Raw genomic sequence first — 20,854 nt, 5'->3', positions numbered from 1 at the left:
AATCAGTAAGCATAACGAATATGAAGAAAGTCAATATCACGAGTATTGTATTGTTGGTTTATTTGGCAGTGATGGCAGTGATAGGATGGCCAGGCAAGAAGGAAGATCCGAACTATACGGAGTATTTCCTGATCATAGGGCTTTCGGTTGGCGTAATCCTGTTGCTCAGATACGTACAAAGCAAACGGGTGAAGTCGCGAGAGAAATGGAAAAACAAAGAATGAATGAAACAAAATAACCCATCTGTTAATAATATCGATTGCGTTTTTGATGGTTTTCAGGAAATCTTCCTATATTTGTAATAATTTAGGAATTGGAATATGAGATTGATCCTTTCATTCTTTTTGGTGATTCTGCTAAGCGGAAGTGGTTTGTTCGCTGTACATGCGCAACAGACTAATACGTCTGCTGCCGTAAAGCAACAACCCGAGGTTCCTCCTGTCGAAGTGTACGCCATCGACAACCGCATCAAGGTGTCGAACGCACCAGTAGGCAGCAAACTTGAGATATACAGTGTAGTAGGTATAAAAGTGGTAGAAATAGAACTAAAACAACCCTCCGGCGAATACACTGTAAATATTGCAAAAGGTTATTACATCATACGTATTGGAGATACTGTTCGCAAAGTGGCTATCCGTTAAAAATCCCGTATTTTTCTTTCTTTGAACCCTACATTTTATGTACACCCGGCATTTGTTCATCAAACACCAGGTTAAATAGCTATTTAGCAACAAACTAAATAAAGAAACCAGTCGCAGCATAATGCATTTTTAACAAATAAACCTGCTTATTTTTACTTTTTTTGTCTAAATATTAAACTAAAAGACGCGTTATTTGCCCATGTTAAAAAGAGAGGTTGTTTATATATGAGGAAGTCTACTATATGGTTATTGGCCGTTGTAATGGCATTCGCTTTTGCGGGCTTACTTTATCTACAGGTAAACTACATCAGCGAGATACTCAAAACACGCAGCGAACAATTCAATGAAACAGCGAAGAAATGTTTATTTCAGGTATCCAAGAACCTGCAACAGGACGAAACACGCAAATACATTGAAGACGACCTGAATAAGGAACTGGGGAATTACCAGTACCAAACATTCGACGCACAACGCCTCAGGGAACAGTTGAACAGTAGTAGCACCAGCAGTCAGGAAAGTTTCCAACTGCAAATAAGAGAGCCCGATGGCACGACCCAACGTCTTGAGCTACACAGTTTCAGCAACACTCAGTCGCAACCCTTGTCGTCGCTTATCCGGAAGCAATCACCCAGCAACATTGTATCCAGGTCTACGGAACTGGCCGACTCATACAAGCGTCGTTATCTGTACAATGCAGAACTGATCAACGAAGTGGTGGTAAGCATGTTAAATGCCTCAAGACTTCACCCCATAGAGGAACGTATCGACTTCAAAGCGCTGAAGAACTACCTAACAACGGAGTTTGTTAATAATGGTTTGAACTTACCCTTTGTTTTTTCTGTTATTAACAAAGACGGAAATACGGTGTATCAAAGTGGAGAAATCAAGAACCCGCCCATTGCGTCGGATGTATTAACAGCGGCACTATTTCCGAACGATCCTCCGTCGAGGCTAAACTACCTCAGGGTGTATTTCCCTACAAAGCAGGATTACATATACAATGAAGTATCGTTTATCGTACCGTCTGTTATCTTTTCGCTGTTGATTCTGGTTACGTTTACGTTTACATTATATATTGTATTCCGCCAGAAGAAACTATCGGAGATGAAAAACGACTTTATCAACAATATGACGCATGAGCTGAAAACCCCGGTTTCTACCATCTCACTAGCCTCACAGATGTTGAAAGATTCGGATATCACCAAAAGCCCTGATGTATTTAAACATATATCGGGCGTAATAAACGACGAAACCAAGCGATTGGGATTCTTGGTTGAAAAAGTATTGCAGATGTCTCTATTCGAGCGCCAGAAAGCCACCCTTAAGCTGAAAGAGATGGATGCCAACGATATGATTGCCAACATTGCCAATACATTCGTGCTGAAGGTAGAGAAATACGGCGGTACACTGGATATAGACTTGCGGGCAGAAGAGTCTGCCATTTATGCAGACGAACTCCATCTGACAAACGTATTATTCAACCTGATGGACAATGCCGTAAAATACCGTCGCCAGGATGTTCCGCTAAAATTACTAGCCACCACCTGGAATGAAAACGGCAAACTATTGATCTCAATAGAAGACAATGGTATCGGTATAAAAAAAGAATACCACAAAAAGGTATTCGACCGATTCTTCCGCGTACCCACAGGCAACGTACACGACGTAAAAGGCTTCGGACTAGGGCTTGCTTACGTACGCAAGATAGTGGAAGACCACAGCGGAAGCATCCGGGCTGAAAACGGTGCCGGAAACAAAGGAACGAAATTTATTATTACTTTACCTCTTATAAAAAGTTAGTCATGGAAGAAAAACTAAGAATTTTATTTTGCGAAGACGACGAGAACCTAGGAATGCTGTTAAGAGAATACTTACAAGCAAAAGGTTACATTACAGACCTATTCTCCGACGGAGAAGCCGGCTACAAAGGTTTTACTAAAGGAAAATACGACCTTTGCGTACTAGACGTTATGATGCCGAAAAAAGACGGCTTCACCTTGGCACAGGAAATCCGTTCGATTAATCCGGACATACCCATCATTTTCCTTACTGCTAAAACAATGAAGGAAGATATACTGGAAGGATTCAAGATCGGAGCAGACGATTATCTGACAAAACCGTTCAGCATGGAAGAGTTGCTGCTGCGTATCGAAGCCATCCTTCGTCGCGTGAAAGGCAAAAAACTGAAAGATATTCCTTTCTACAAGCTGGGCAATTTCATGTTCGACACACAAAAGCAAACACTGGGTATCGGCGACAAAGTAACGAAGCTGACCACCAAAGAGTGCGAACTTTTGAGTCTGCTCTGTGCACATGCCAACGAGATACTGGAACGTAATTATGCACTGAAAACGATCTGGGTAGATGACAACTACTTCAACGCCCGCAGCATGGACGTTTACATCACAAAACTACGTAAACTACTGAAAGATGATCCCGCTATCGAGATTATCAACATCCATGGAAAAGGATACAAATTAATCACTCCTTCGGGCGAAGAACAAACCAAAGAAGAAGGTGGCGTTCAGATACTCTAAGATATATTGAGAGTTAGAAAAAGAGAGTTGGAAATTTCCAGCTCTCTTTTTGTTAATTAAGTAATTTCTTTACGACTTCGGAAATGGCACGTCCTTCAGCTTTGCCGGACAAGGCTTTGTTGGCAGCGCCCATTACTTTGCCCATATCTTTAGGCCCTTCTGCACCTACTTGTGCGATGATTTCTTTCAGGGCTGCTTCCAGTTCTTCGGGAGTCATTTGTTTGGGAAGATAGACTTCCATCACTTTTACCTGTGCAAGTTCGGCATCTGCCAAGTCGTCGCGGTTTTGACTTTTATATACTTCGGCGGCGTCTTTACCTTGCTTTACAAGTTTCTGGATAATCTTCAGGGCAGCATCATCACTCAGTTCATCATTGGCTCCCGGAGCAGTCTTTGCTTCGAGAAAATATTTCTTTATGTTTCTTAAAGACTCAAGAGCGACTTTGTCTTTCGCTTTCATCGCGTTTTTTATGTCTTCACTGACTTTTTCAAATAAATCCATAACGTATGTTGTTTATATTATATATCAATTAAAACTGATAACTTTTCCTCCCGAAGAGTCTTTACCTTTTGTATTCTGAGAAGTGGATGTTGTAGTGGAAACATCCAGGTTTCCAGAAATCTTACTCCGGAAATCATTAATAGATTTCGACGAACGTTTATAAGTCGGATTCCCTTCCAGCCAGCCGATGATTGCATCATCGTCCAGTTCGTCAGCAGAAAGAACTACAATCTTATGACGGGAAGAAACATTACTGATCCGGTGTTTGTGAAGGTCTTCATAATAACGGCCGATCATTGACTGGTTCTTCTCTATCTCATCCTGATGTTTTTTGGCAATTTGCGGAATATCTTCCATACCGAAGCCGGTAGCCAGGATGGTCATCTTAACCTTCCCGCCTAAGCTATTATCAATGGCGGTACCCCAGATTACATCGATTTCGCTGTTGAAGCGAGCCATAAACTCGTCTACGTCGTTCATTTCTTTCATCTTCAATTCGGCATCTTCGCTGAAAGAAACATTAAACAATATCTTACGGGCCGTAAAGATATCGTTGTTGTTTAGCAAGGGTGAGGTAAGCGCTTCTTCGATAGCTATCTTCACACGGCCTTCTCCTTCTCCGAATCCGTTACTCATCAGGGCAACGCCACCGTCTTTCATGGTGGTATGTACATCGGCAAAGTCTAAGTTGATAATCCCGGGAACAGTAATAATCTCGGCAATGCTTTTAGCCGCTGTAGCCAGCGTATCATCAGCCTTGGCAAAGGCTTCGCGCATAGAAAAGTCGCCATAGATATCAAACAGACGCTCATTATTGATTACCAGCAGGGCATCTACGTTTTTGCCAATCTCCTCTACCCCATTTAGTGCCTGAATAATTTTCGTTTCGCCCTCGAACATAAAAGGAATCGTAACGATACCTACAGTCAGGATATCCATTTCTTTGGCAATACGTGCAATCACCGGAGCAGCCCCCGTACCTGTTCCACCACCCATTCCGGCTGTAATAAACACCATCTTGGTGCCATCGCCAAGCATATTCTTTATAACCTCCAGGCTCTCTTCTGCTGCTTGGCGGGCTCTTTCCGGTTTATTTCCGGCCCCCAGACCTTGGGTAATCTTTTCGCCCAGAACAACTCTTTCAGGCACATCGGAACGTTCCAACGCCTGATTGTCTGTATTACATAATACAAACGACACATCATGTATGCCTTGACGATACATATGGGTAACAGCATTACCGCCACCACCGCCTACTCCGATCACTTTAATTATCTTAAGTCGATCTCTGGGTACATCATAATCAAGTATTGTATTGTCCATCTCTGTTCTCCTTTAATAAATTAATCTTCGTCTTCCGAGTTGTTTTTCTTATTTCTAGAGCCTCCCATTTCTTCGCCGTCAAACAGCATTCCAGAAACTTTTTCCAAGAAACTACTCTTCTTGTTTTTCTTTTTGTTATCGCCAGACTTTGTGGTAACAGGCGTTGGATCATCCTCTACAGTAACAACCTCCTCCATTTCTTTTTCCGGAACAACCGGCGGCTCTTCCTTTCTTACCGTCATTACAGGAGGTGTTGGCGGAGTCGGAGGCGTATAGGCACAATTAATACTGCCTTTTGAAAGTAAGCCGATAGCTACCGCTAATTCCGGTTCAACCGACACATTCGATCTTTCTATCAAGCCTTTGCGCACCGTTGCATGCCGCACTTCGGTTTTCAGTCTCTTACGGATGTGTTCGTCCAGGTTTTTCAAGGAGGCTCCTCCTCCGGCAATGATAACACCTGCGCCCAAATCACCCGGCTGAATATATTCTTCCAGACGAACGATCACATTTTCTACGATTTCCTGCACACGAGCCTCTACTACTACATTGATTTCCGAAACCTTAGCTTTACGTTGCGAACCGTTAGCGGTATTAATCTCTACCAATTCGTCGTTTTCTTTGTCCAATACAACGTCTCCATAGGCTATCTTCACCCGTTCGGCTTCCGCTTCTACCATATTCAAGGTAACCATGTCTTTTGTAATCAGACTAGCGCCTAAAGGAACAACACACATACCTACCAAACGTTTATTTTTAAAGATAGTAAGAGAAGTTACCCCGCCACCAAAATCGATTAACGCGCAACCTAATTCCTTTTCGTCATCACTTAAAACTACATCGGACAAGGCCAATGGAGAAACAATGATCCCAACAACATCTTTCTTTACCCGTTCGTTGATGCTATTTATTATATTCCGCCTTACAGACGGGCGGCATACGATTAATTTATAGTGAGCCTCGATACGGCTACAGGAAACTCCTACCGGATTAACTTCCTGCTTTCCATCTACCGAGTAAATAGGTGAAACAATAGACAACACATCCAAGCCTTCAGGCTTATAATTTTTACATTCTTTGTAAAGCCCATCAACCACATCGGCGCCAACCACGCCTTCCGCACCCAATGATTTGGCTACTACATGATCGATAGAACGAAGCGATTGTCCTCCTACACCAACATATACTTTAATAATGCTGGCTCCGGGAATCTTATTTTCCAGTTTCTTGATAAGCGAACTGATTTGGAAAGCAGCGTCTTCCACATTATAAATAACGCCTCGCCTTATACTATTTGCCGAATGTTCCCTTTCACAGGCCAGAATCGTAAGCCCTCCGCTATCATTCTTTGCGCCTACAATTCCCGTTATATAAGATGATCCCAAATCAACGGCTGCTATAAAGTTGGTGTTTGCCATATCTGCTTATTTTTTGGTACAAACTATCTGATCTTTAAATTTTAAATTAATGAGGCTATATTTCTCCCAACCCATTTTTGGTATCGCTTGTTCATAAAAAAGCTGCAAATTGTCCAGCTTCCCCCGGAAACCATCAAACGAACCTAACAGGATACGATGATCTCCCACGCGCGGAATCAATATAACATCATGGTCCGGATAAACAAATATCTGTTCTATCTGATTATTCCAAAACGTATTCTCCTGCAAAAATAATGCAAATTTGTACAAGTCGGTTGTTGCCAGCTCTTTTTCGATATATCCGCTCGCTACAGGCACATGCGCTGCATAGCGGCTGCTTATCGGCATGGTACTACCTTGACTGTCTATATAAAAGTTGCCTCTGACTCCTATCACCCGCAAAATAGGCATTTTTTGTTTTACTTCCAATTTTATTATTCCCGAAGGAGTTTTATAGGCTTCCACACTGGCTATCATTTCGTTAGTCAGAAGCTGCGTTTCTATCTTATGGGTATTGATAGCATTCATCGGTTTCCCTACAGGATTCAGCTTAGCCTGTTTCAAAAGCGACAGCAAATCGGCTTCCGTTACAAAATGTTTGTCCAGGCTATCTTTCACCACGACAACTAACTCGCGGCAAACATCTTCTTGTTTTGTATCCTTAAAAAAGACAGCGGCAGCTACGATATAGCCAAACAACAAGATGGCTATAATAATCGATATTACTCTGATGGCCATTTATTCAATATCTGTTTTACGGGTTCAACCAAGCGATCTATATCACCGGCACCAAGCATTAATACTACTTCGTACGAGCCGGAAGCTATCAAGTCGGGAAGTTGCTCTTTCGTGCACAACTTCTTATCGGGAATCGTTACTTTATCAAAAATAAGCCTGGAAGTGACTCCCGGTATCGGTTCTTCCCGGGCCGGGTATATATCCAGCAGGATCAGCTCGTCGAGCAAAGACAGGCTGGCGGCAAAATCATCCACAAAATCACGGGTACGAGAATACAGGTGAGGTTGGAAAATACCCGTCAGTTTCTTTCCTGCATAAAGTGCCTTGACAGACAAAATACTTTCTTTCAGTTCTGCCGGATGGTGCGCATAGTCGTCAATCAAAACGACGTGGTCGTTCTTCAGACGGAAGTCGAAGCGACGCTCCGGGCCTTTAAAGGAGAGCATCCCCTTCTTTAACTCATCAGCCGTTGCACCATTCAGCCAGGCTAAGGCCATAGCGGCAATACCATTCTCTATATTTACTTTTACCGGGACACCAAGCTCTACATCGGCGATACGGATACCGGGGCCTACAAAGTCAAAGCAGATCTCCCCATTCCCGATGCGGATATTTTCAGCATAGAAGTCAGCTTTTTCCGATGCGGAATAGGTGTATAATTTCGTACCCTGAGAAAGGCGGGGTGTTACCTGAATCCCTTTTTTCATAATCAGGCAACCGTCCGGACGGATCAGGGAAGTAAAATGCTCAAAACTCTCCCGGTATGCTTCTGCTGTTCCGTAGATATCCAGATGATCGGGATCGGCAGAGGTAATCACTGCCATATAAGGCGTCAGCCAATGAAAAGAACGGTCAAACTCGTCCGCCTCAATCACTGTCAGGTCGCTTTTATCAGAGAGCAACAAATTACTATCATAATTCTTCAGAATACCTCCCAGGAAGGCATTGCAATCCACATGCGACTGCTTCAATAAATGAGCAACCATAGAAGAAGTAGTGGTCTTACCGTGCGTTCCGGCCACACAAATGCCCCGGGAAGCCTTGGTGATCTCTCCCAACACCTGCGCCCGCTTCATCACCACAAAACCATTCTGCCTAAACCAGGATAGCTCGGCATGCGATTCGGGTACGGCAGGTGTATACACCACCAAGGTGTCAGCCGCAGAGCGAAAAGACTCCGGTATCAGATGAACACCTTCTTCGTAATGAATGGAAGCTCCTTCCTTGTTTAATTCAACAGTCAGGGCAGAGGATGTTCTGTCATAACCGGCTACCCGCTTCCCCTTCGCCAGGAAATAGCGGATTAAGGCACTCATTCCGATCCCTCCTGCCCCTACAAAATAAATAGAGGCTATTTTATGTATATCTATATTATTCATGCTTTCGCAATAATCTTTACTATTTCGTCAACGATATGTTCGGCACTATCCGGCAAAGCCAGCCCGGCAATATGCTCGCTTAATTCCCTGAGGCGGTTATCATCATTCACCAGGGCTAAGGCCGTTGGCAGTAATGTTTCTTCGGCATCTTTATCGGCTACATACACCGCAGCATCTTTATGTACCAATGCCAGCGCATTCTTGGTCTGATGGTCTTCCGCCACATTGGGGGAAGGCACCAGCACTGTCGGTTTCTTCAACAGGCACAACTCGGAGATAGTCCCCGCACCGGCTCGTGAAATTACCAGATCGGCCACAGCATAGGCATAGTCCATCCTTGTTACAAAGTCCATACAACGGATAGAAGCCTCATCGTAGTTCTTCAACTGCTCTTTTGCTTCATTGAAATAAAAACGCCCTGTTTGCCAAATCAGCTGTATGCCGGACGCAGCGATCTTATCCAATACCCCTTGTACACTTCGGTTGATTGTTCGGGCACCAAGGCTTCCGCCAACAACCAGAATTGTTTTTTTCTCAGACGAGAGCGAAAAATAATCATACGCTTCCGATTTTTTGCCGGACGTATCTAAAAATAAATTGCTCCTGACCGGATTTCCGGTCAACACAATCTTTTCCGCCGGGAAGAATTTCTCCATTCCATCGTAAGCCACACATATCTTAGAGGCTTTTTTTGCCAACAGTTTATTCGTTACCCCGGCATAGGAGTTTTGTTCCTGAATCAGGGTAGGTATCCCCAGCGAAGCAGCCACCCACAAGGTAGGCCCACTGGCATAGCCTCCTACTCCTACGGCAATATCCGGTTTAAACTCCCGGATGGTTTTCTTGGCCAGGCGAAGGCTCTTTATCAGGCGACCTATCACCTTTATATTATTCAATAACCTGGAGCGGTCGAAGCCGCTTACAGGCAAACCTACAATCTTATATCCGGCAGCAGGAACACGTTCCATCTCCATCCGGTTATCAGCCCCTACAAAAAGGATTTCCGTGTTGGGGAACCGCTCTTTAAAAGCATTCGCTATGGATATAGCCGGGAAGATATGTCCCCCCGTTCCTCCTCCGCTTATGATCATCCGGTATGGCTTCATGATTTTATTTCTGTTAGGGTTTCAACAGCCGTCAGCGACGAGTCGTCTGCTATGTCCGTATCTATTTCTATCACATCGGAGTTTTCTTCCTCCGTTTCCTCTTCTTCATCACCCATACCGGCACCAAAGCGACTAACACTCAGAATGATTCCGATATACACACAGGTGATCACCGTAGAGGTTCCCCCACGGCTCACCAGGGGCAGAGGTTGCCCGGTAACGGGGAAAAGTCCCACCGCCACCGCCATATTGGCAAAGGCCTGGATGGTAATCAACAGTCCGCAGCCCAGCACCAGATAGCGAGGAAAGAGCCGGTCGCACCTTCGCGCAATAATTCCTACGCGTATCATCAGCATTACATACAAGAGCAAGACAAAAAAACCGCCAACTACCCCCAACTCTTCTATAATAATGGCATAGATAAAGTCGGAATAAGCCTGCGGAAGAAAATCCCGCTGTTGCCCATGCCCCGGCATTTTCCCAAATACGCCTCCTCTGGCAATGGCAATCTGCGCATGCGATACCTGGTAATTGTCGTCCGTTATTTTATAGGTAGCAGGATCTATCTTGGGCTTTTCAATAAAGAAGCCCGCAATACGGCTCTTCATCGTTTCCAGACGGCCAACTCCCTCTATCATACTATTCGGCAGGGCAAACAACAATGCTACCAAAAGAGACATGGTAAGCACCAGTACCAGGAATAAAAGTCCCAGTTTTTTCAGCGGCATCTGCCCTATAAACATCATCAGGAAGCAAACGCCAAAGAGCATCACACTGGTAGAGAAGTTTTCCGGGAAAATCAGCATACAAATAATAGCTACAGCAATGAAGCCATAGTTGAATATCTGGTCTTTCGTTATCTTCCCCTGCTTGCTCAGAAGAAAAGCAACAAATACAACACAAGCCAGCTTGGCCAGTTCCGAAGGCTGAAAACTAACACCAAATATCTCCATAAAACGGTGCGTGTCATTCACCTTCGCCCCCAGGAAGGGAGTTAGCAACAGCAAGATAGCCGATACCGGCAGCAAAAGAATCAAAGCGGAAAAGAAGCGGCACGGCACATTATGCAGGATCAAAACCAACACAAAGCCAGCCAGCAGAAAAGAAGCATGGCGAGCTATCGGCGCCCAGAAGTTCGTATTTTTATAGGTAAGTATACTGGTAGCGCTAAAGACTTCTACTACCGATATCAGGCACAGAAACATAAAGATAATCCATACCACCCGATCTCCCTTAAATAATTTATTTGCCAGTTCCATGCTCTATCCGTACATTATAAGTTAAGTACACACGACTTAAATTGATTACCTCTGTCTTCATAATTCGTAAACAGATCGAAACTGGCACAGCAGGGCGAAAGCAATACCGTGTCTCCTTTCTGAGCCAGCTTATACGATTTATCTACCGCCTCCTTCATGGAAAGAGCTTCTTCTATGAGAGGTATTTTTCCGTCAAAGAAACGATGCAATTTCGCATTGTCCGTTCCCAGGAAAATCAGGGCGCGCACCTTGCTCATCACAAGTCCTTCAATTTCGGAATAATCATTTCCTTTGTCTACCCCACCCAGTATTAATACCACTTTCGTGGACATACTTTCCAGGGCATACCAACATGAGTTTACATTCGTTGCCTTCGAATCATTTACATAATCCACCCCTTTTACCCTTGCTACTTTTTCAAGCCGGTGTTCTACACCTGCAAAATCACTGAGGGAAGCACGAATTTTTTCATTATGGATATCCATTAACTTGGCTGTAATACCGGAAGCCAAAGAGTTGTACAAGTTATGGGTACCCGTCAAAGCTAACAAGTCTTGTTCCATAGTAAACAAATCTTTTTTTGTTTCGATAACTAATTGTTTGTTTTTTATATATCCTTTTACTCCTTCACCCGGAGAAGCGGCAAAAGGATAGAGGGTAGCTGCCGGAGCCCTTTTGGCTATCTCTCCGGCAATAATAGGATCGTCGTTCCAGAAAATGAACGCATCCTCCTTTGTTTGATTCTGGATAATTCGGAATTTTGCATCTATATAGTTCTGCATATTATGATCATAACGATCCAGATGATCGGGAGTTATATTGAGCAGAACAGCAATATCCGCTTTAAATTCGTACATATTATCGAGCTGAAAGCTACTGAGTTCTATTACATAACAGGCATGCGGACTCTCAGCTACTTGCAAGGCCAGACTGTTTCCCACATTACCCGCCAGGCCTACATCTAAGCCGGCATTCTTCAGGATGTAATATATCAGCTCTGTAGTGGTTGTTTTGCCGTTGCTGCCCGTAATGCAAATCATCTTGGACGTAGAATAACGCCCGGCAAACTCTATTTCCGAGATCACCGGTATATTCTTTTTTATCAGCTTCTCTACGATGGGTGCCGTATCCGGTATTCCGGGGCTTTTAATCACTTCATCTGCCGAAAGGATTTCAAGTTCCGTATGTTGCCCTTCTTCCCAACGAATCCCACGGCTGTTCAACATTTCTTTATATACCGACTTAATGGCAGACGAGTCCGACACAAAAACGTCAAAGCCCTTTGCCTTGGCCAAAACGGCCGCTCCGGTACCGCTTTCCCCTGCTCCTAATATGACAACACGCTCATTCATTATCTCATCTTTAATGTTACAATCGTAATAGCTGCCAGAATAATACCGATCAGCCAGAAACGAACAACGATCTTCGACTCGGGCACGATATTATACGGCTTTTGAATCATGGCATCAATGCCGGCATGTCCCGGCTTCTGGAAGTGATGGTGAAGTGGTGTCATCTTGAAGATGCGCTTGCCTTCGCCATATCGTTTCTTGGTATATTTGAAGTAGAATACCTGTGCCATAACCGACACACTCTCTGCCAGGAATATTCCACACAGAATCGGTATCAGTAACTCTTTACGGATAATTACGGCAAACACGGCAATAATCCCCCCCAACGTAAGGCTTCCCGTATCACCCATAAATACCTGAGCCGGATAGGCATTATACCAAAGAAAACCAATGGTGGCACCAATAAAGGCAGATGCAAAAATCACCAGTTCCTGTGCCCCCGGTATAAACATGATATTAAGGAAAGAAGCAAACTCGGCATGCGATGACATATAGGCCAGAATCCCCAAGGCTACCCCGATAATCGCTGAACTACCTGTGGCAAGCCCGTCTAATCCATCCGTTAGGTTTGCACCGTTTGACACGGCAGTTACAATAAAAATAACCACCAATACAAAAATAATCCAGGAAACCTCTGTTTTATACTCCCCTGCCCAACTGGCTAAAGAGGCATAATCGAAATTGTTATTCTTCAGAAAAGGAATGGTTGTTTTCGTAGACTTCGTTTCAAGTGAATGGAAATGCACGGATTCAACTACATTCTCATTATTCAACACTTCAACATTTTCACGGATAACGACATCCGGACTCATATATAACACAAGCCCAACGATCAATCCCAGGCCAACCTGTCCCACTATCTTGGAGCGTCCGTGCAGCCCTTCCTTATTTTTCCTGAACACCTTGATATAGTCGTCCGTAAAGCCGATAAGTCCCAGCCAAATGGTAGTTACAATCATCAGGATGACATAGATATTATCCAGACGGGCACAAAGTAATACCGGAATAAGAATGGCAACAATAATGATAAGCCCCCCCATGGTGGGCGTGCCTTTTTTACTCATTTGCCCTTCCAGGCCCAGATCACGCACAGTTTCACCTATTTGCAGCCGCTGTAACCAGTTTATGATACGGCGTCCAATCGTTGTTGAGATAAAAAGCGACAAGATCAACGCCAATCCTGAACGGAAAGATACGTACTTAAACATTCCCGCCCCGGGAAAATCCAGTTGATCCAAATAGGTGAACAGATAATACAACATGCCTTTCTATATTTTTTGTGATGCAAAAATTTCTTTTAGTTTCTCCCGGTCGTCAAAATGATGTTTCACTCCTTTTATTTCCTGATAGTCTTCATGTCCTTTACCGGCAACAAGGATTACATCCCCCTTTCTGGCCAATGCCGTTGCCGTTTTAATAGCCTGTGCCCGGCCTGTAATGCACAACGTATGCTCCAGATCAGCTTTTGACAAACCAGCTACCATATCATTGATAATATCATCCGGCTCTTCAAAACGCGGATTATCCGATGTAAGTATCACCTGGTCACTCAGCCGGGCAGCTTCTTTCGCCATAATAGGGCGTTTGCCTTTGTCGCGGTTTCCACCCGCGCCTACTACACTAATGATACGCCCTCTGCCCTCCAGCACTTCGTGAATACCATTCAACACATTTACCAAAGCGTCGGGTGTATGAGCATAATCAACAATAGCAGTATATCCCAGCGGAGAAGGTATCGTTTCAAAACGTCCTGATACCGAGCGAAGACTGCTCAGCACCAGCAACACTTCTGCCGGTTCTTTACCCAATGCAACGGCAGCCCCATAAACAGCCAGCAGGTTATAGGCATTAAAGCGCCCTACAAAATGTACCATTACTTCCTTGCCATTGATCAGCAACTCGGTTCCTTCAAAGTGCGACTCCAGTATTTTCCCTTTGAAATCAGCCATCGTGCGAAGAGAGTACGTCAGTTGTTTTGCCGCTGTATTTTGCAGCATCACAAGCCCCGCTTTATCATCTGTATTGGTCAGGGCAAATGCCGTGGCGGGCAGGTCGTCGAAGAACTTCTTCTTTGCCTTCAGATAGTTTTCTACGGTTTTATGATAATCTAAATGATCACGCGTCAGATTGGTAAAGATACCCCCGTCAAACGACAGACCACTGATACGTTTCTGGTCGATAGCATGAGAGCTGACTTCCATGAACGCATATTCGCATCCGGCATCCACCATCTGCGCCAGTAAGTTCTGCAAAGTTTCAGGATCTGGCGTTGTATGCTCGGCAGGGATTGCTTTCCCGTCTATATAGTTACAAACGGTAGATAACAAACCTACCTTATGCCCCATTGTGCGGAACATTTCGTACAACAGGGTTGCAATCGTAGTTTTACCATTTGTACCGGTAACGCCAACCAGGATCAATTTATCTGAGGGGTAATCATACCAGGTAGCCAACAGGAGCCCTAAAACGGCAGCGGAATCCTTTACGACAATAAAGGTAGCCTTTTCTTTCAAAGCCTCGGGTACTTCTTCACAGACTACAGCCACCGCTCCTTTTTCTATTGCGCTCTCTATATAGGCATGCCCGTCGGTAGTTGTACCCCGGACTGCTACAAACAGTGAGCCTTTCCCCACCTTACGTGAGTCGGACTGTATATTGTCGACTTCGGGATTGTCCATCCCTTCGACAGTTTGTATACCCAATGAGTCTATAAGCGTTCTCAGTTCCATATTTATTGTAATGTTATTGTAATGGTTTGACCTCTAACCGCCCTTTCTCCCGGCTGGATAGATTGTCTAATAACACGTCCCATACCGGAAAGGTTGACCTGAAGCCCAGCAGCCTCTAAAAGATACACCGCATCCTTCGCCCCCATACCTGTAACCCGGGGAACACGTCCGGCTTTAGATTCTGCCAATATCCCAGGAAAAGTATCTTCTTTCTTTTCCGTTTTTATATCCAGTTTGTTCAATACATATCGCAGAGCTTCCGCATCACCTGTCTTTACGGCAGGAACAGGAACGGCCAGCGAATCAACCTCAACGGCCCGGATATCCAGATGCTTTTCCATAGCTGTTATCTTCTCGGCAATGTTCTTCACTACACCTCCCGACATGGTTCCACCCGAAGGGTATCCCTTCCGGGGACGGCGTATCACGACCATACAAGTATACTTAGGATTATCGGCGGGAAAATACCCGGCAAAAGAAACCTGATGCCCGGAATTATACGAGCCGCCTTCGGCTACCTGTGCCGTACCTGTTTTCCCGGCTATCCGCACATGCGGAGATAAGACAGGACTACCCGTTCCTTTTTCTACTACACCCAACAACATGTCTTGTATCAGTTTAAGCGTTTCATCCGTACAGATAGAAGAACGTACAACGCTTGTGGAAAAAGTCTTGACTGTCTTTCCGTCTTTAATTATCTCTTTGGTAAAGACCGGACGGATCATTTTCCCGTTATTGGCTATCGCATTGAAAAAGGTAAGCGTATAGATAGGAGGAATCTGTGTTTCGTACCCAAATGACATCCAGGGTAGAGCCGTCGTATACCAATTGTTTTTATTCGGCATACGGATAATGGGTTTACCGGCACCGGGTATTTCGATTTGCAAATCTTCCACCAGGCCAAGCCTATAAAGACCTTCCACATATTTTTCCGGTTTATCCACATATCCTTTCAGTATCGTTTTGGCTACTCCGATATTGGAAGATTTCCAGATCGCTTCTTCTACCGATATAAGTCCGTAACCACCTTTATGACGGTTATGGTCGGTCAGATCCCTTCCGCCATAGCGATAGACCCCATTCCCCGTGTCTACCAAATCACTGGGACGGCATTTACCATCATCCAAAGCCACCATAATAGAGGCCACCTTGAAGGTAGAACCGGGCTCCAGCAAATCGGCTACCGCATGGTTCTTTGTCTCGTTATATCTATCGGGAGAAACGCGTCCTAAATTAGTTATCGCCTTTATTTCACCGGTCTTCACTTCCATCACCATAGCTGTCCCGAATTCGGCATCAATGGATATCAGCATATCGCGTAATGACTTCTCGGTGATATCCTGTATTTCAATATCAATAGTTGTACGAACGTCCATTCCATCGATGGGTTCAACTTCCACGATGTCGGTCATCGCTCCGTTAATCTTTCGTCTGGCATTCAATCCCGGAACACCACATAATAAAGTGTCATATTGTAATTCAAGGCCATTCATCCCTTTCGAAAGTCCGGTTGAGTCGTTGATTTCCCCGTACACGTCCCCTATTGTTCTCGAAGCCAGGGTACCAAACGGACGTTGCCTTTCAACCATTTCCTTTTCATAAAAGCCGCTTTTATTCCTGCCTAAACGGAAAAAAGGATATTGTTTCATCTTTTTCAGATCAGCATACGATACCCGTGGGCCATATATCACATATTGCCTGCTTTTACTTTTCAAGCCTTTCAGCAGATGGTTTTTATATTCGGTAGCTGTTTTGCCTCCCGGCTTTATAGACAGATAATAAGCCAACGAGTCTACACCATTCTTCTTTGAATGCAGGAATGTATCTACATTGAAGCCGCCTGCCCGGAAATCCATATAGGTATAATAACGTGGCGCACTGGTTGCCATCAGCTTTCCATCGGCAGAATAGATGTTCCCTCGCCGGGGTTTTACCAAACGGTTTGGTGCTTTCTGGCGCTCAGAAATCGTTTTCCAGTCGTCGCCTTTAACAAAAGCCGTATGGATGGTACGTCCTACAATTCCTATCACTACCAGAATGAGTAGCAATACAACCACGGAATAACGAGCCAATGCTCCGCTACCCTGATTCTCTACATTTCTTATTTCTTCTTCGTCCTCCATACTATTTATATAATTCATAAGGAGGAGTCTTGGCTGCCTCCAGGCCAAGATCCTGTTTTTCTACTAAATTTTCTATTTGCGACTGTCTGCTGCTCCCGGTCAATTCGGTTGTTATTGAAAGAGCCTCCAGGCGTACATCACGCAACTGTTGTTGCAAGCGGTCGATCTCCCGTATCTTTTGCATACAGGTGTAACGGTTACCAATAAAGAAAAACGTCAGTATCACCACCAGTATAATCATCTTGGTATGCTTCAGGATGAAGTCTTCTTTCAGAATCCCCCCGCCAAGAATATACAAAGGAGAAAAACGCTTCTCTTTCTTGTTCTTCTTTTTCTTTTTATTCTTTTCTTCCGCCATTACGCTACTTTATCTCTGCAATCCTTAATTTAGCACTCCGCGAACGTGGATTTCGCTCTACTTCGGCATCAGACGGCACAATTACTTTACTATTAATCAGCCGGAAGGGAGTTTGTACGTTTCCGTAAAAATCCGTTTCCACTTTTCCGTCAAATGTTCCGGTTTTCAAGAAATTCTTCACCAACCGGTCTTCCAGAGAATGGTACGTGATAACCACCAATCGCCCACCCGGCTTTATAACCTGCAAGGTTTGTTGTAACATTTCTTTCAAAGCACTCAACTCGTCATTCACTTCTATCCTTAAGGCCTGAAAAACCTGTGCCAGGAATTTCTTCTCTTTATCTTTTCCGGTAAAGGGCTTTACGATATCAAGCAAATCCGTGATCGTATCGATCTGTTTTGTTTCACGGGCACGCACTACCAAAGAGGCCAACTTCCTGGCGTGTTTTATTTCGCCGTAATAATAGAAAATGTCGGCCAGCTTCTCTTCCGTATAGGTATTTAACACATCAGCCGCCGTTTGTCCGGAGCGGGTATTCATCCGCATATCCGGCTTCCCCTCGAAACGGAAAGAAAAGCCTCTCTCCTGATCATCAAAATGATGGGACGAAACCCCCAGATCCGCCAATAGCCCATCTATCGATCCGACCTCTGCATGATAACGCATAAAATTGTACAGATAACGAAAATTACTCCGCACAAAGACAAAACGCTGATCATCCGGGATATTCCCTTCCGCATCTGCATCCTGGTCAAACCCATACAAACGACCTGCCGGCCCTAAACGGTTCAATATTTCACCCGAATGCCCGCCGCCGCCATACGTTACATCTACATACTTGCCGGAAGGGATAATATTCAGTCCTTCCAGGCTTTCCTGTAGCATCACCGGCACATGATAAGATTGTTCCATAACCTTTATTACTGTTGCTTACCCCTTCATTAAAATAGGGTAAAATTACATATTAATACAGGTATATTCCAAATCGTTACAAAAGAAAAGGTAAAAAAAGTTTTCAACAGGCAAAATTGGGCGTTTTCATCGTAAAAACTATCAAAAAAATAGCATTATGACAAACAGGCAAAAAGCACTTGTCCTATGCCTGTCTTAGGAAATTACACCTTGTATGGGTATGAAAAGACAAAAACAATGTACTTTTGTAAGCGTTTTATAAGCACTTTCTATATTTATGAAAATTGGAACTATTGATCTGGGAAAGCAGCCGGTATTTCTGGCACCGATGGAAGACGTGACAGATATCTCTTTCCGCCTGATGTGCAAACGGTTTGGGGCAGACATGGTGTACACCGAGTTTGTATCGAGCGATGCACTGATCCGCCATGTAAACAAGACAAAGCAAAAGCTGATTGTCTCTGACGAAGAGCGGCCTGTAGCCATTCAGATATACGGCAGAGAGGTCGACGCCATGGTAGAAGCCGCCCGGATCTGCGAAGAAGCCAAGCCCGACATACTGGATCTGAACTTCGGTTGCCCGGTAAAGAAAGTGGCCGGAAAAGGAGCCGGTTCCGGCATGCTGCGTAACATCCCCTTGATGCTGGAAATTACCCGCAAAGTAGTCAAAGCCGTCCGTATTCCGGTAACCGTAAAAACCCGCCTGGGATGGGATGCCAACAACCTGATCATCACCGACCTGGCCGAACAATTGCAGGATTGCGGCATTGCAGCCCTGTGCGTACACGGACGGACACGTAGCCAGATGTATACCGGTGAAGCCGACTGGACACTGATCGGACAAATCAAAGAAAATCCCCGCATGCACATTCCCATCATCGGTAACGGCGATGTAACATCTGCCGAAATATGCAAGGAACGCTTCGATACCTACGGTGTAGATGCTGTAATGGTAGGCCGGGCCAGTATAGGTCGCCCCTGGATATTCCGCGAAATAAAACATTACCTCACAACAGGCGAAGAACTACCTAAAGAATCTTTTTCCTGGTATATAAATATACTGAAAGAACAAGTTTTGCAAAGTGTAGAACGCCTAGACGAAAGAAGAGGAATTTTGCACATCAGACGTCATCTGGCAGCCTCTCCGATCTTCAAAGGTATTTTCGATTTCAAGCAAACACGTATTGCCATGCTTCGGGCCGACACTGTAGCAGCTCTTTTTGATATAATTGATAATATTCCGCTGCAACACAGGGTTATTTGAGTATTTTGGTATTCAAAAATTCATCATCGGTGATACATATTTATATCATTTTGTTACAAAAGTGGTGTTCCCAATACGGGAATCTTCATATATTTGTACAGAGTTTTTTTCATAGTATTTTAGATCTAAGGTTAACAAGTCTTTGTGAGGAAGGAATCGTGAGATTGCTTCTTTAGAAAGCAAAAAAAATCCGTCCTATTTTAGGACGGTTTTTTTGTTTATACCCTATCTTATTTTCTTTACCAGAGGCAAGGACAAGCCTTGTCTGCGATCTCTTCCGGAGTAATGGAATTCCCATCTTTTATAAGGATGGTATGCCTGAAAGAAATACTACTGTCTTTTGTGAGGGTAATACGTGCTTTTTCCGCCATTTCATCGAAAGCAGTACCCCCTAAATTGTTTATGGCGAATAATCCATATCCGCGAGCATGTGCCCAGGCCGGATAGTTTGGGTTATCGGGATGGTCTACAATGGCTATGGAGACAAGCTCTCCGTCTTTCATCCCTGAAAGTGACACCCAGTGAGAACGCTTCCCCCATACGTCAGCCCCCTTGTCTCCCAGATGATTGGTATAAAGGCCGGAGACATCTTCTTCCAGCCAGCGGCTCACGCGAAGACCTAACAGCCCTTCCTTATTATCGTCCAATACAACCGTATCCTGCAATGCCGTAAGGATAGTCTCCCGACGGATGCTTCGCCAAGCCTCCGCTCCGTCAAAGACGTAGGTAGTATGCTCGTGCAACAGTTCATTGCCATGGCAATCTTTCCAGGTGGCTTCTACAGCGAGTTCTCCATAATCGGGATCTATCCTGTTGATATACAGAAATGAAACAGTTCCATACTTGCATCTGTCAGCTTCGGAAATACGGAACGAATTGTTCCAGAAATCCAGACCGTTAACATCCCCAAAGGTAAACCAAAGGCCTGCCTGATGTGGATGATCGGTCTTTTCATCCGGCTGCGTATCAATGGGATAGCCCCTGGTAATAGTTTTACCAGAGGCTGTATATAAAGGATAAAGTATCTGTTTCCGCAAAGTATCCGAATACAGAAATATCGTAAAGAGCTGATCATTTACATATACCTCAACCGCCTGTTCGTCCGGCAACTCCACAAAAGATATATCCGAATGCTGCGCATAGGCAGCAAACGAACTCAAAGCCAACAGTATAATAATAACAAAACTCTTCACTTCTCTCTTCATTTATTCA

General features: G+C 44.4%; 19 protein-coding genes. 5 read left to right on the top strand and 14 right to left on the bottom strand.

From position 1 onward, the window contains the following. Positions 1-20 precede the first annotated feature (20 nt). The 4 genes from M2470_RS03440 to M2470_RS03425 all read left to right on the top strand — a co-directional run bounded on the left by M2470_RS03440 (position 21) and on the right by M2470_RS03425 (position 3,178). On the top strand, positions 21-224 hold the full coding sequence (locus tag M2470_RS03440; RefSeq protein ID WP_280743375.1) for a hypothetical protein: 204 nt from the start codon (positions 21-23) through the stop codon (positions 222-224). A gap of 96 nt (positions 225-320) precedes the next feature. Next, positions 321-641: a hypothetical protein gene (locus M2470_RS03435; RefSeq protein ID WP_280743376.1), complete on the top strand. Its 321-nt coding sequence runs from the start codon at positions 321-323 to the stop codon at positions 639-641. Between the two features lie 225 nt (positions 642-866). Next, positions 867-2,441: a HAMP domain-containing sensor histidine kinase gene (locus tag M2470_RS03430; RefSeq protein ID WP_280743377.1), complete on the top strand. Its 1,575-nt coding sequence runs from the start codon at positions 867-869 to the stop codon at positions 2,439-2,441. Between the two features lie 2 nt (positions 2,442-2,443). Next, positions 2,444-3,178, top strand: a complete 735-nt coding sequence (locus M2470_RS03425; RefSeq protein ID WP_280743378.1) for a response regulator transcription factor — start codon at positions 2,444-2,446, stop codon at positions 3,176-3,178. Positions 3,179-3,230: 52 nt separating this feature from the next. Here the strand turns inward: M2470_RS03425 and M2470_RS03420 are convergent, their stop codons facing one another. From M2470_RS03420 to rsmH, 13 genes are read right to left on the bottom strand one after another with little or no spacing between them, the layout of a single operon-like run. Further along, positions 3,231-3,680, bottom strand: a complete 450-nt coding sequence (locus M2470_RS03420; RefSeq protein ID WP_280743379.1) for a GatB/YqeY domain-containing protein — start codon at positions 3,678-3,680, stop codon at positions 3,231-3,233. Positions 3,681-3,704: 24 nt separating this feature from the next. Further along, the gene (gene ftsZ / locus M2470_RS03415) at positions 3,705-5,003 is read right to left on the bottom strand and encodes a cell division protein FtsZ (RefSeq protein WP_280743380.1); all 1,299 of its coding nucleotides are present in this window, start codon (positions 5,001-5,003) and stop codon (positions 3,705-3,707) included. 20 nt (positions 5,004-5,023) lie between these two features. Further along, entirely contained in the window at positions 5,024-6,421 is a 1,398-nt protein-coding gene (gene ftsA / locus M2470_RS03410) for a cell division protein FtsA (protein WP_280743381.1), read from the bottom strand. Between the two features lie 6 nt (positions 6,422-6,427). Further along, positions 6,428-7,159, bottom strand: coding sequence for a cell division protein FtsQ (locus tag M2470_RS03405; RefSeq protein WP_280743382.1), 732 nt, complete (start codon positions 7,157-7,159; stop codon positions 6,428-6,430). Continuing rightward, complete coding sequence (gene murC, locus M2470_RS03400) at positions 7,144-8,529, bottom strand: UDP-N-acetylmuramate--L-alanine ligase (RefSeq protein ID WP_280743653.1); 1,386 nt, start codon at positions 8,527-8,529, stop codon at positions 7,144-7,146. The genes M2470_RS03405 and murC overlap by 16 nt, the downstream gene beginning before the upstream one ends. Before the next feature lie 5 nt (positions 8,530-8,534). Then, a complete protein-coding gene (gene murG / locus M2470_RS03395; RefSeq protein ID WP_280743383.1) occupies positions 8,535-9,644 on the bottom strand; it encodes an undecaprenyldiphospho-muramoylpentapeptide beta-N-acetylglucosaminyltransferase in 1,110 nt (369 codons plus the stop codon). Next, positions 9,641-10,903, bottom strand: a complete 1,263-nt coding sequence (locus M2470_RS03390; RefSeq protein ID WP_280743384.1) for an FtsW/RodA/SpoVE family cell cycle protein — start codon at positions 10,901-10,903, stop codon at positions 9,641-9,643. Before M2470_RS03390 ends, murG begins: the two co-directional genes overlap by 4 nt. A gap of 14 nt (positions 10,904-10,917) precedes the next feature. Beyond that, a complete protein-coding gene (murD, locus tag M2470_RS03385) occupies positions 10,918-12,255 on the bottom strand; it encodes a UDP-N-acetylmuramoyl-L-alanine--D-glutamate ligase (RefSeq protein WP_280743385.1) in 1,338 nt (445 codons plus the stop codon). Continuing rightward, positions 12,255-13,517, bottom strand: a complete 1,263-nt coding sequence (gene mraY / locus M2470_RS03380; protein ID WP_280743386.1) for a phospho-N-acetylmuramoyl-pentapeptide-transferase — start codon at positions 13,515-13,517, stop codon at positions 12,255-12,257. The genes murD and mraY overlap by 1 nt, the downstream gene beginning before the upstream one ends. Positions 13,518-13,523: 6 nt before the next feature. Next, on the bottom strand, positions 13,524-14,984 hold the full coding sequence (locus tag M2470_RS03375; RefSeq protein ID WP_280743387.1) for a UDP-N-acetylmuramoyl-L-alanyl-D-glutamate--2,6-diaminopimelate ligase: 1,461 nt from the start codon (positions 14,982-14,984) through the stop codon (positions 13,524-13,526). A 2-nt stretch (positions 14,985-14,986) separates the two neighbouring features. Further along, the gene (locus M2470_RS03370) at positions 14,987-17,107 is read right to left on the bottom strand and encodes a penicillin-binding protein (RefSeq protein ID WP_280743654.1); all 2,121 of its coding nucleotides are present in this window, start codon (positions 17,105-17,107) and stop codon (positions 14,987-14,989) included. 1 nt (position 17,108) lies between these two features. Then, a complete protein-coding gene (locus tag M2470_RS03365; RefSeq protein ID WP_280743388.1) occupies positions 17,109-17,465 on the bottom strand; it encodes an FtsL-like putative cell division protein in 357 nt (118 codons plus the stop codon). Between the two features lie 4 nt (positions 17,466-17,469). Then, the gene (gene rsmH, locus M2470_RS03360) at positions 17,470-18,378 is read right to left on the bottom strand and encodes a 16S rRNA (cytosine(1402)-N(4))-methyltransferase RsmH (protein ID WP_280743389.1); all 909 of its coding nucleotides are present in this window, start codon (positions 18,376-18,378) and stop codon (positions 17,470-17,472) included. Positions 18,379-18,655: 277 nt separating this feature from the next. Between rsmH and dusB the strand changes: the two genes are divergently transcribed. Then, a complete protein-coding gene (gene dusB / locus M2470_RS03355; RefSeq protein WP_280743390.1) occupies positions 18,656-19,642 on the top strand; it encodes a tRNA dihydrouridine synthase DusB in 987 nt (328 codons plus the stop codon). 239 nt (positions 19,643-19,881) lie between these two features. Here the strand turns inward: dusB and M2470_RS03350 are convergent, their stop codons facing one another. Then, positions 19,882-20,847, bottom strand: a complete 966-nt coding sequence (locus tag M2470_RS03350; protein ID WP_280743391.1) for a PmoA family protein — start codon at positions 20,845-20,847, stop codon at positions 19,882-19,884. Between the last annotated feature and the right edge of the window lie 7 nt (positions 20,848-20,854).

Origin of the sequence: Parabacteroides sp. PH5-46, assembly GCF_029892785.1 — a bacterium.
GTDB lineage: Bacteria > Bacteroidota > Bacteroidia > Bacteroidales > Tannerellaceae > DFXE01.
The sequence above is the reverse complement of the archived record's forward strand: the minus strand, read 5'-3'. Positions and strand labels throughout refer to the sequence as shown.

Bases quoted from the DNA above. Each gene is read 5' to 3' on its own strand.
- M2470_RS03420 (WP_280743379.1), bottom strand. From the start codon at position 3,680: ATGGATTTATTTGAAAAAGTCAGTGAAGACATAAAAAACGCGATGAAA.
- M2470_RS03370 (WP_280743654.1), bottom strand. From the start codon at position 17,107: ATGGAGGACGAAGAAGAAATAAGAAATGTAGAGAATCAGGGTAGCGGA.
- M2470_RS03435 (WP_280743376.1), top strand. From the start codon at position 321: ATGAGATTGATCCTTTCATTCTTTTTGGTGATTCTGCTAAGCGGAAGT.
- M2470_RS03430 (WP_280743377.1), top strand. From the start codon at position 867: ATGAGGAAGTCTACTATATGGTTATTGGCCGTTGTAATGGCATTCGCT.
- ftsA (WP_280743381.1), bottom strand. From the start codon at position 6,421: ATGGCAAACACCAACTTTATAGCAGCCGTTGATTTGGGATCATCTTAT.
- M2470_RS03440 (WP_280743375.1), top strand. From the start codon at position 21: ATGAAGAAAGTCAATATCACGAGTATTGTATTGTTGGTTTATTTGGCA.
- M2470_RS03375 (WP_280743387.1), bottom strand. From the start codon at position 14,984: ATGGAACTGAGAACGCTTATAGACTCATTGGGTATACAAACTGTCGAA.
- dusB (WP_280743390.1), top strand. From the start codon at position 18,656: ATGAAAATTGGAACTATTGATCTGGGAAAGCAGCCGGTATTTCTGGCA.
- murD (WP_280743385.1), bottom strand. From the start codon at position 12,255: ATGAATGAGCGTGTTGTCATATTAGGAGCAGGGGAAAGCGGTACCGGA.
- rsmH (WP_280743389.1), bottom strand. From the start codon at position 18,378: ATGGAACAATCTTATCATGTGCCGGTGATGCTACAGGAAAGCCTGGAA.
- M2470_RS03350 (WP_280743391.1), bottom strand. From the start codon at position 20,847: ATGAAGAGAGAAGTGAAGAGTTTTGTTATTATTATACTGTTGGCTTTG.
- M2470_RS03365 (WP_280743388.1), bottom strand. From the start codon at position 17,465: ATGGCGGAAGAAAAGAATAAAAAGAAAAAGAAGAACAAGAAAGAGAAG.
- ftsZ (WP_280743380.1), bottom strand. From the start codon at position 5,003: ATGGACAATACAATACTTGATTATGATGTACCCAGAGATCGACTTAAG.
- M2470_RS03405 (WP_280743382.1), bottom strand. From the start codon at position 7,159: ATGGCCATCAGAGTAATATCGATTATTATAGCCATCTTGTTGTTTGGC.
- M2470_RS03390 (WP_280743384.1), bottom strand. From the start codon at position 10,903: ATGGAACTGGCAAATAAATTATTTAAGGGAGATCGGGTGGTATGGATT.
- M2470_RS03425 (WP_280743378.1), top strand. From the start codon at position 2,444: ATGGAAGAAAAACTAAGAATTTTATTTTGCGAAGACGACGAGAACCTA.
- mraY (WP_280743386.1), bottom strand. From the start codon at position 13,517: ATGTTGTATTATCTGTTCACCTATTTGGATCAACTGGATTTTCCCGGG.
- murG (WP_280743383.1), bottom strand. From the start codon at position 9,644: ATGAAGCCATACCGGATGATCATAAGCGGAGGAGGAACGGGGGGACAT.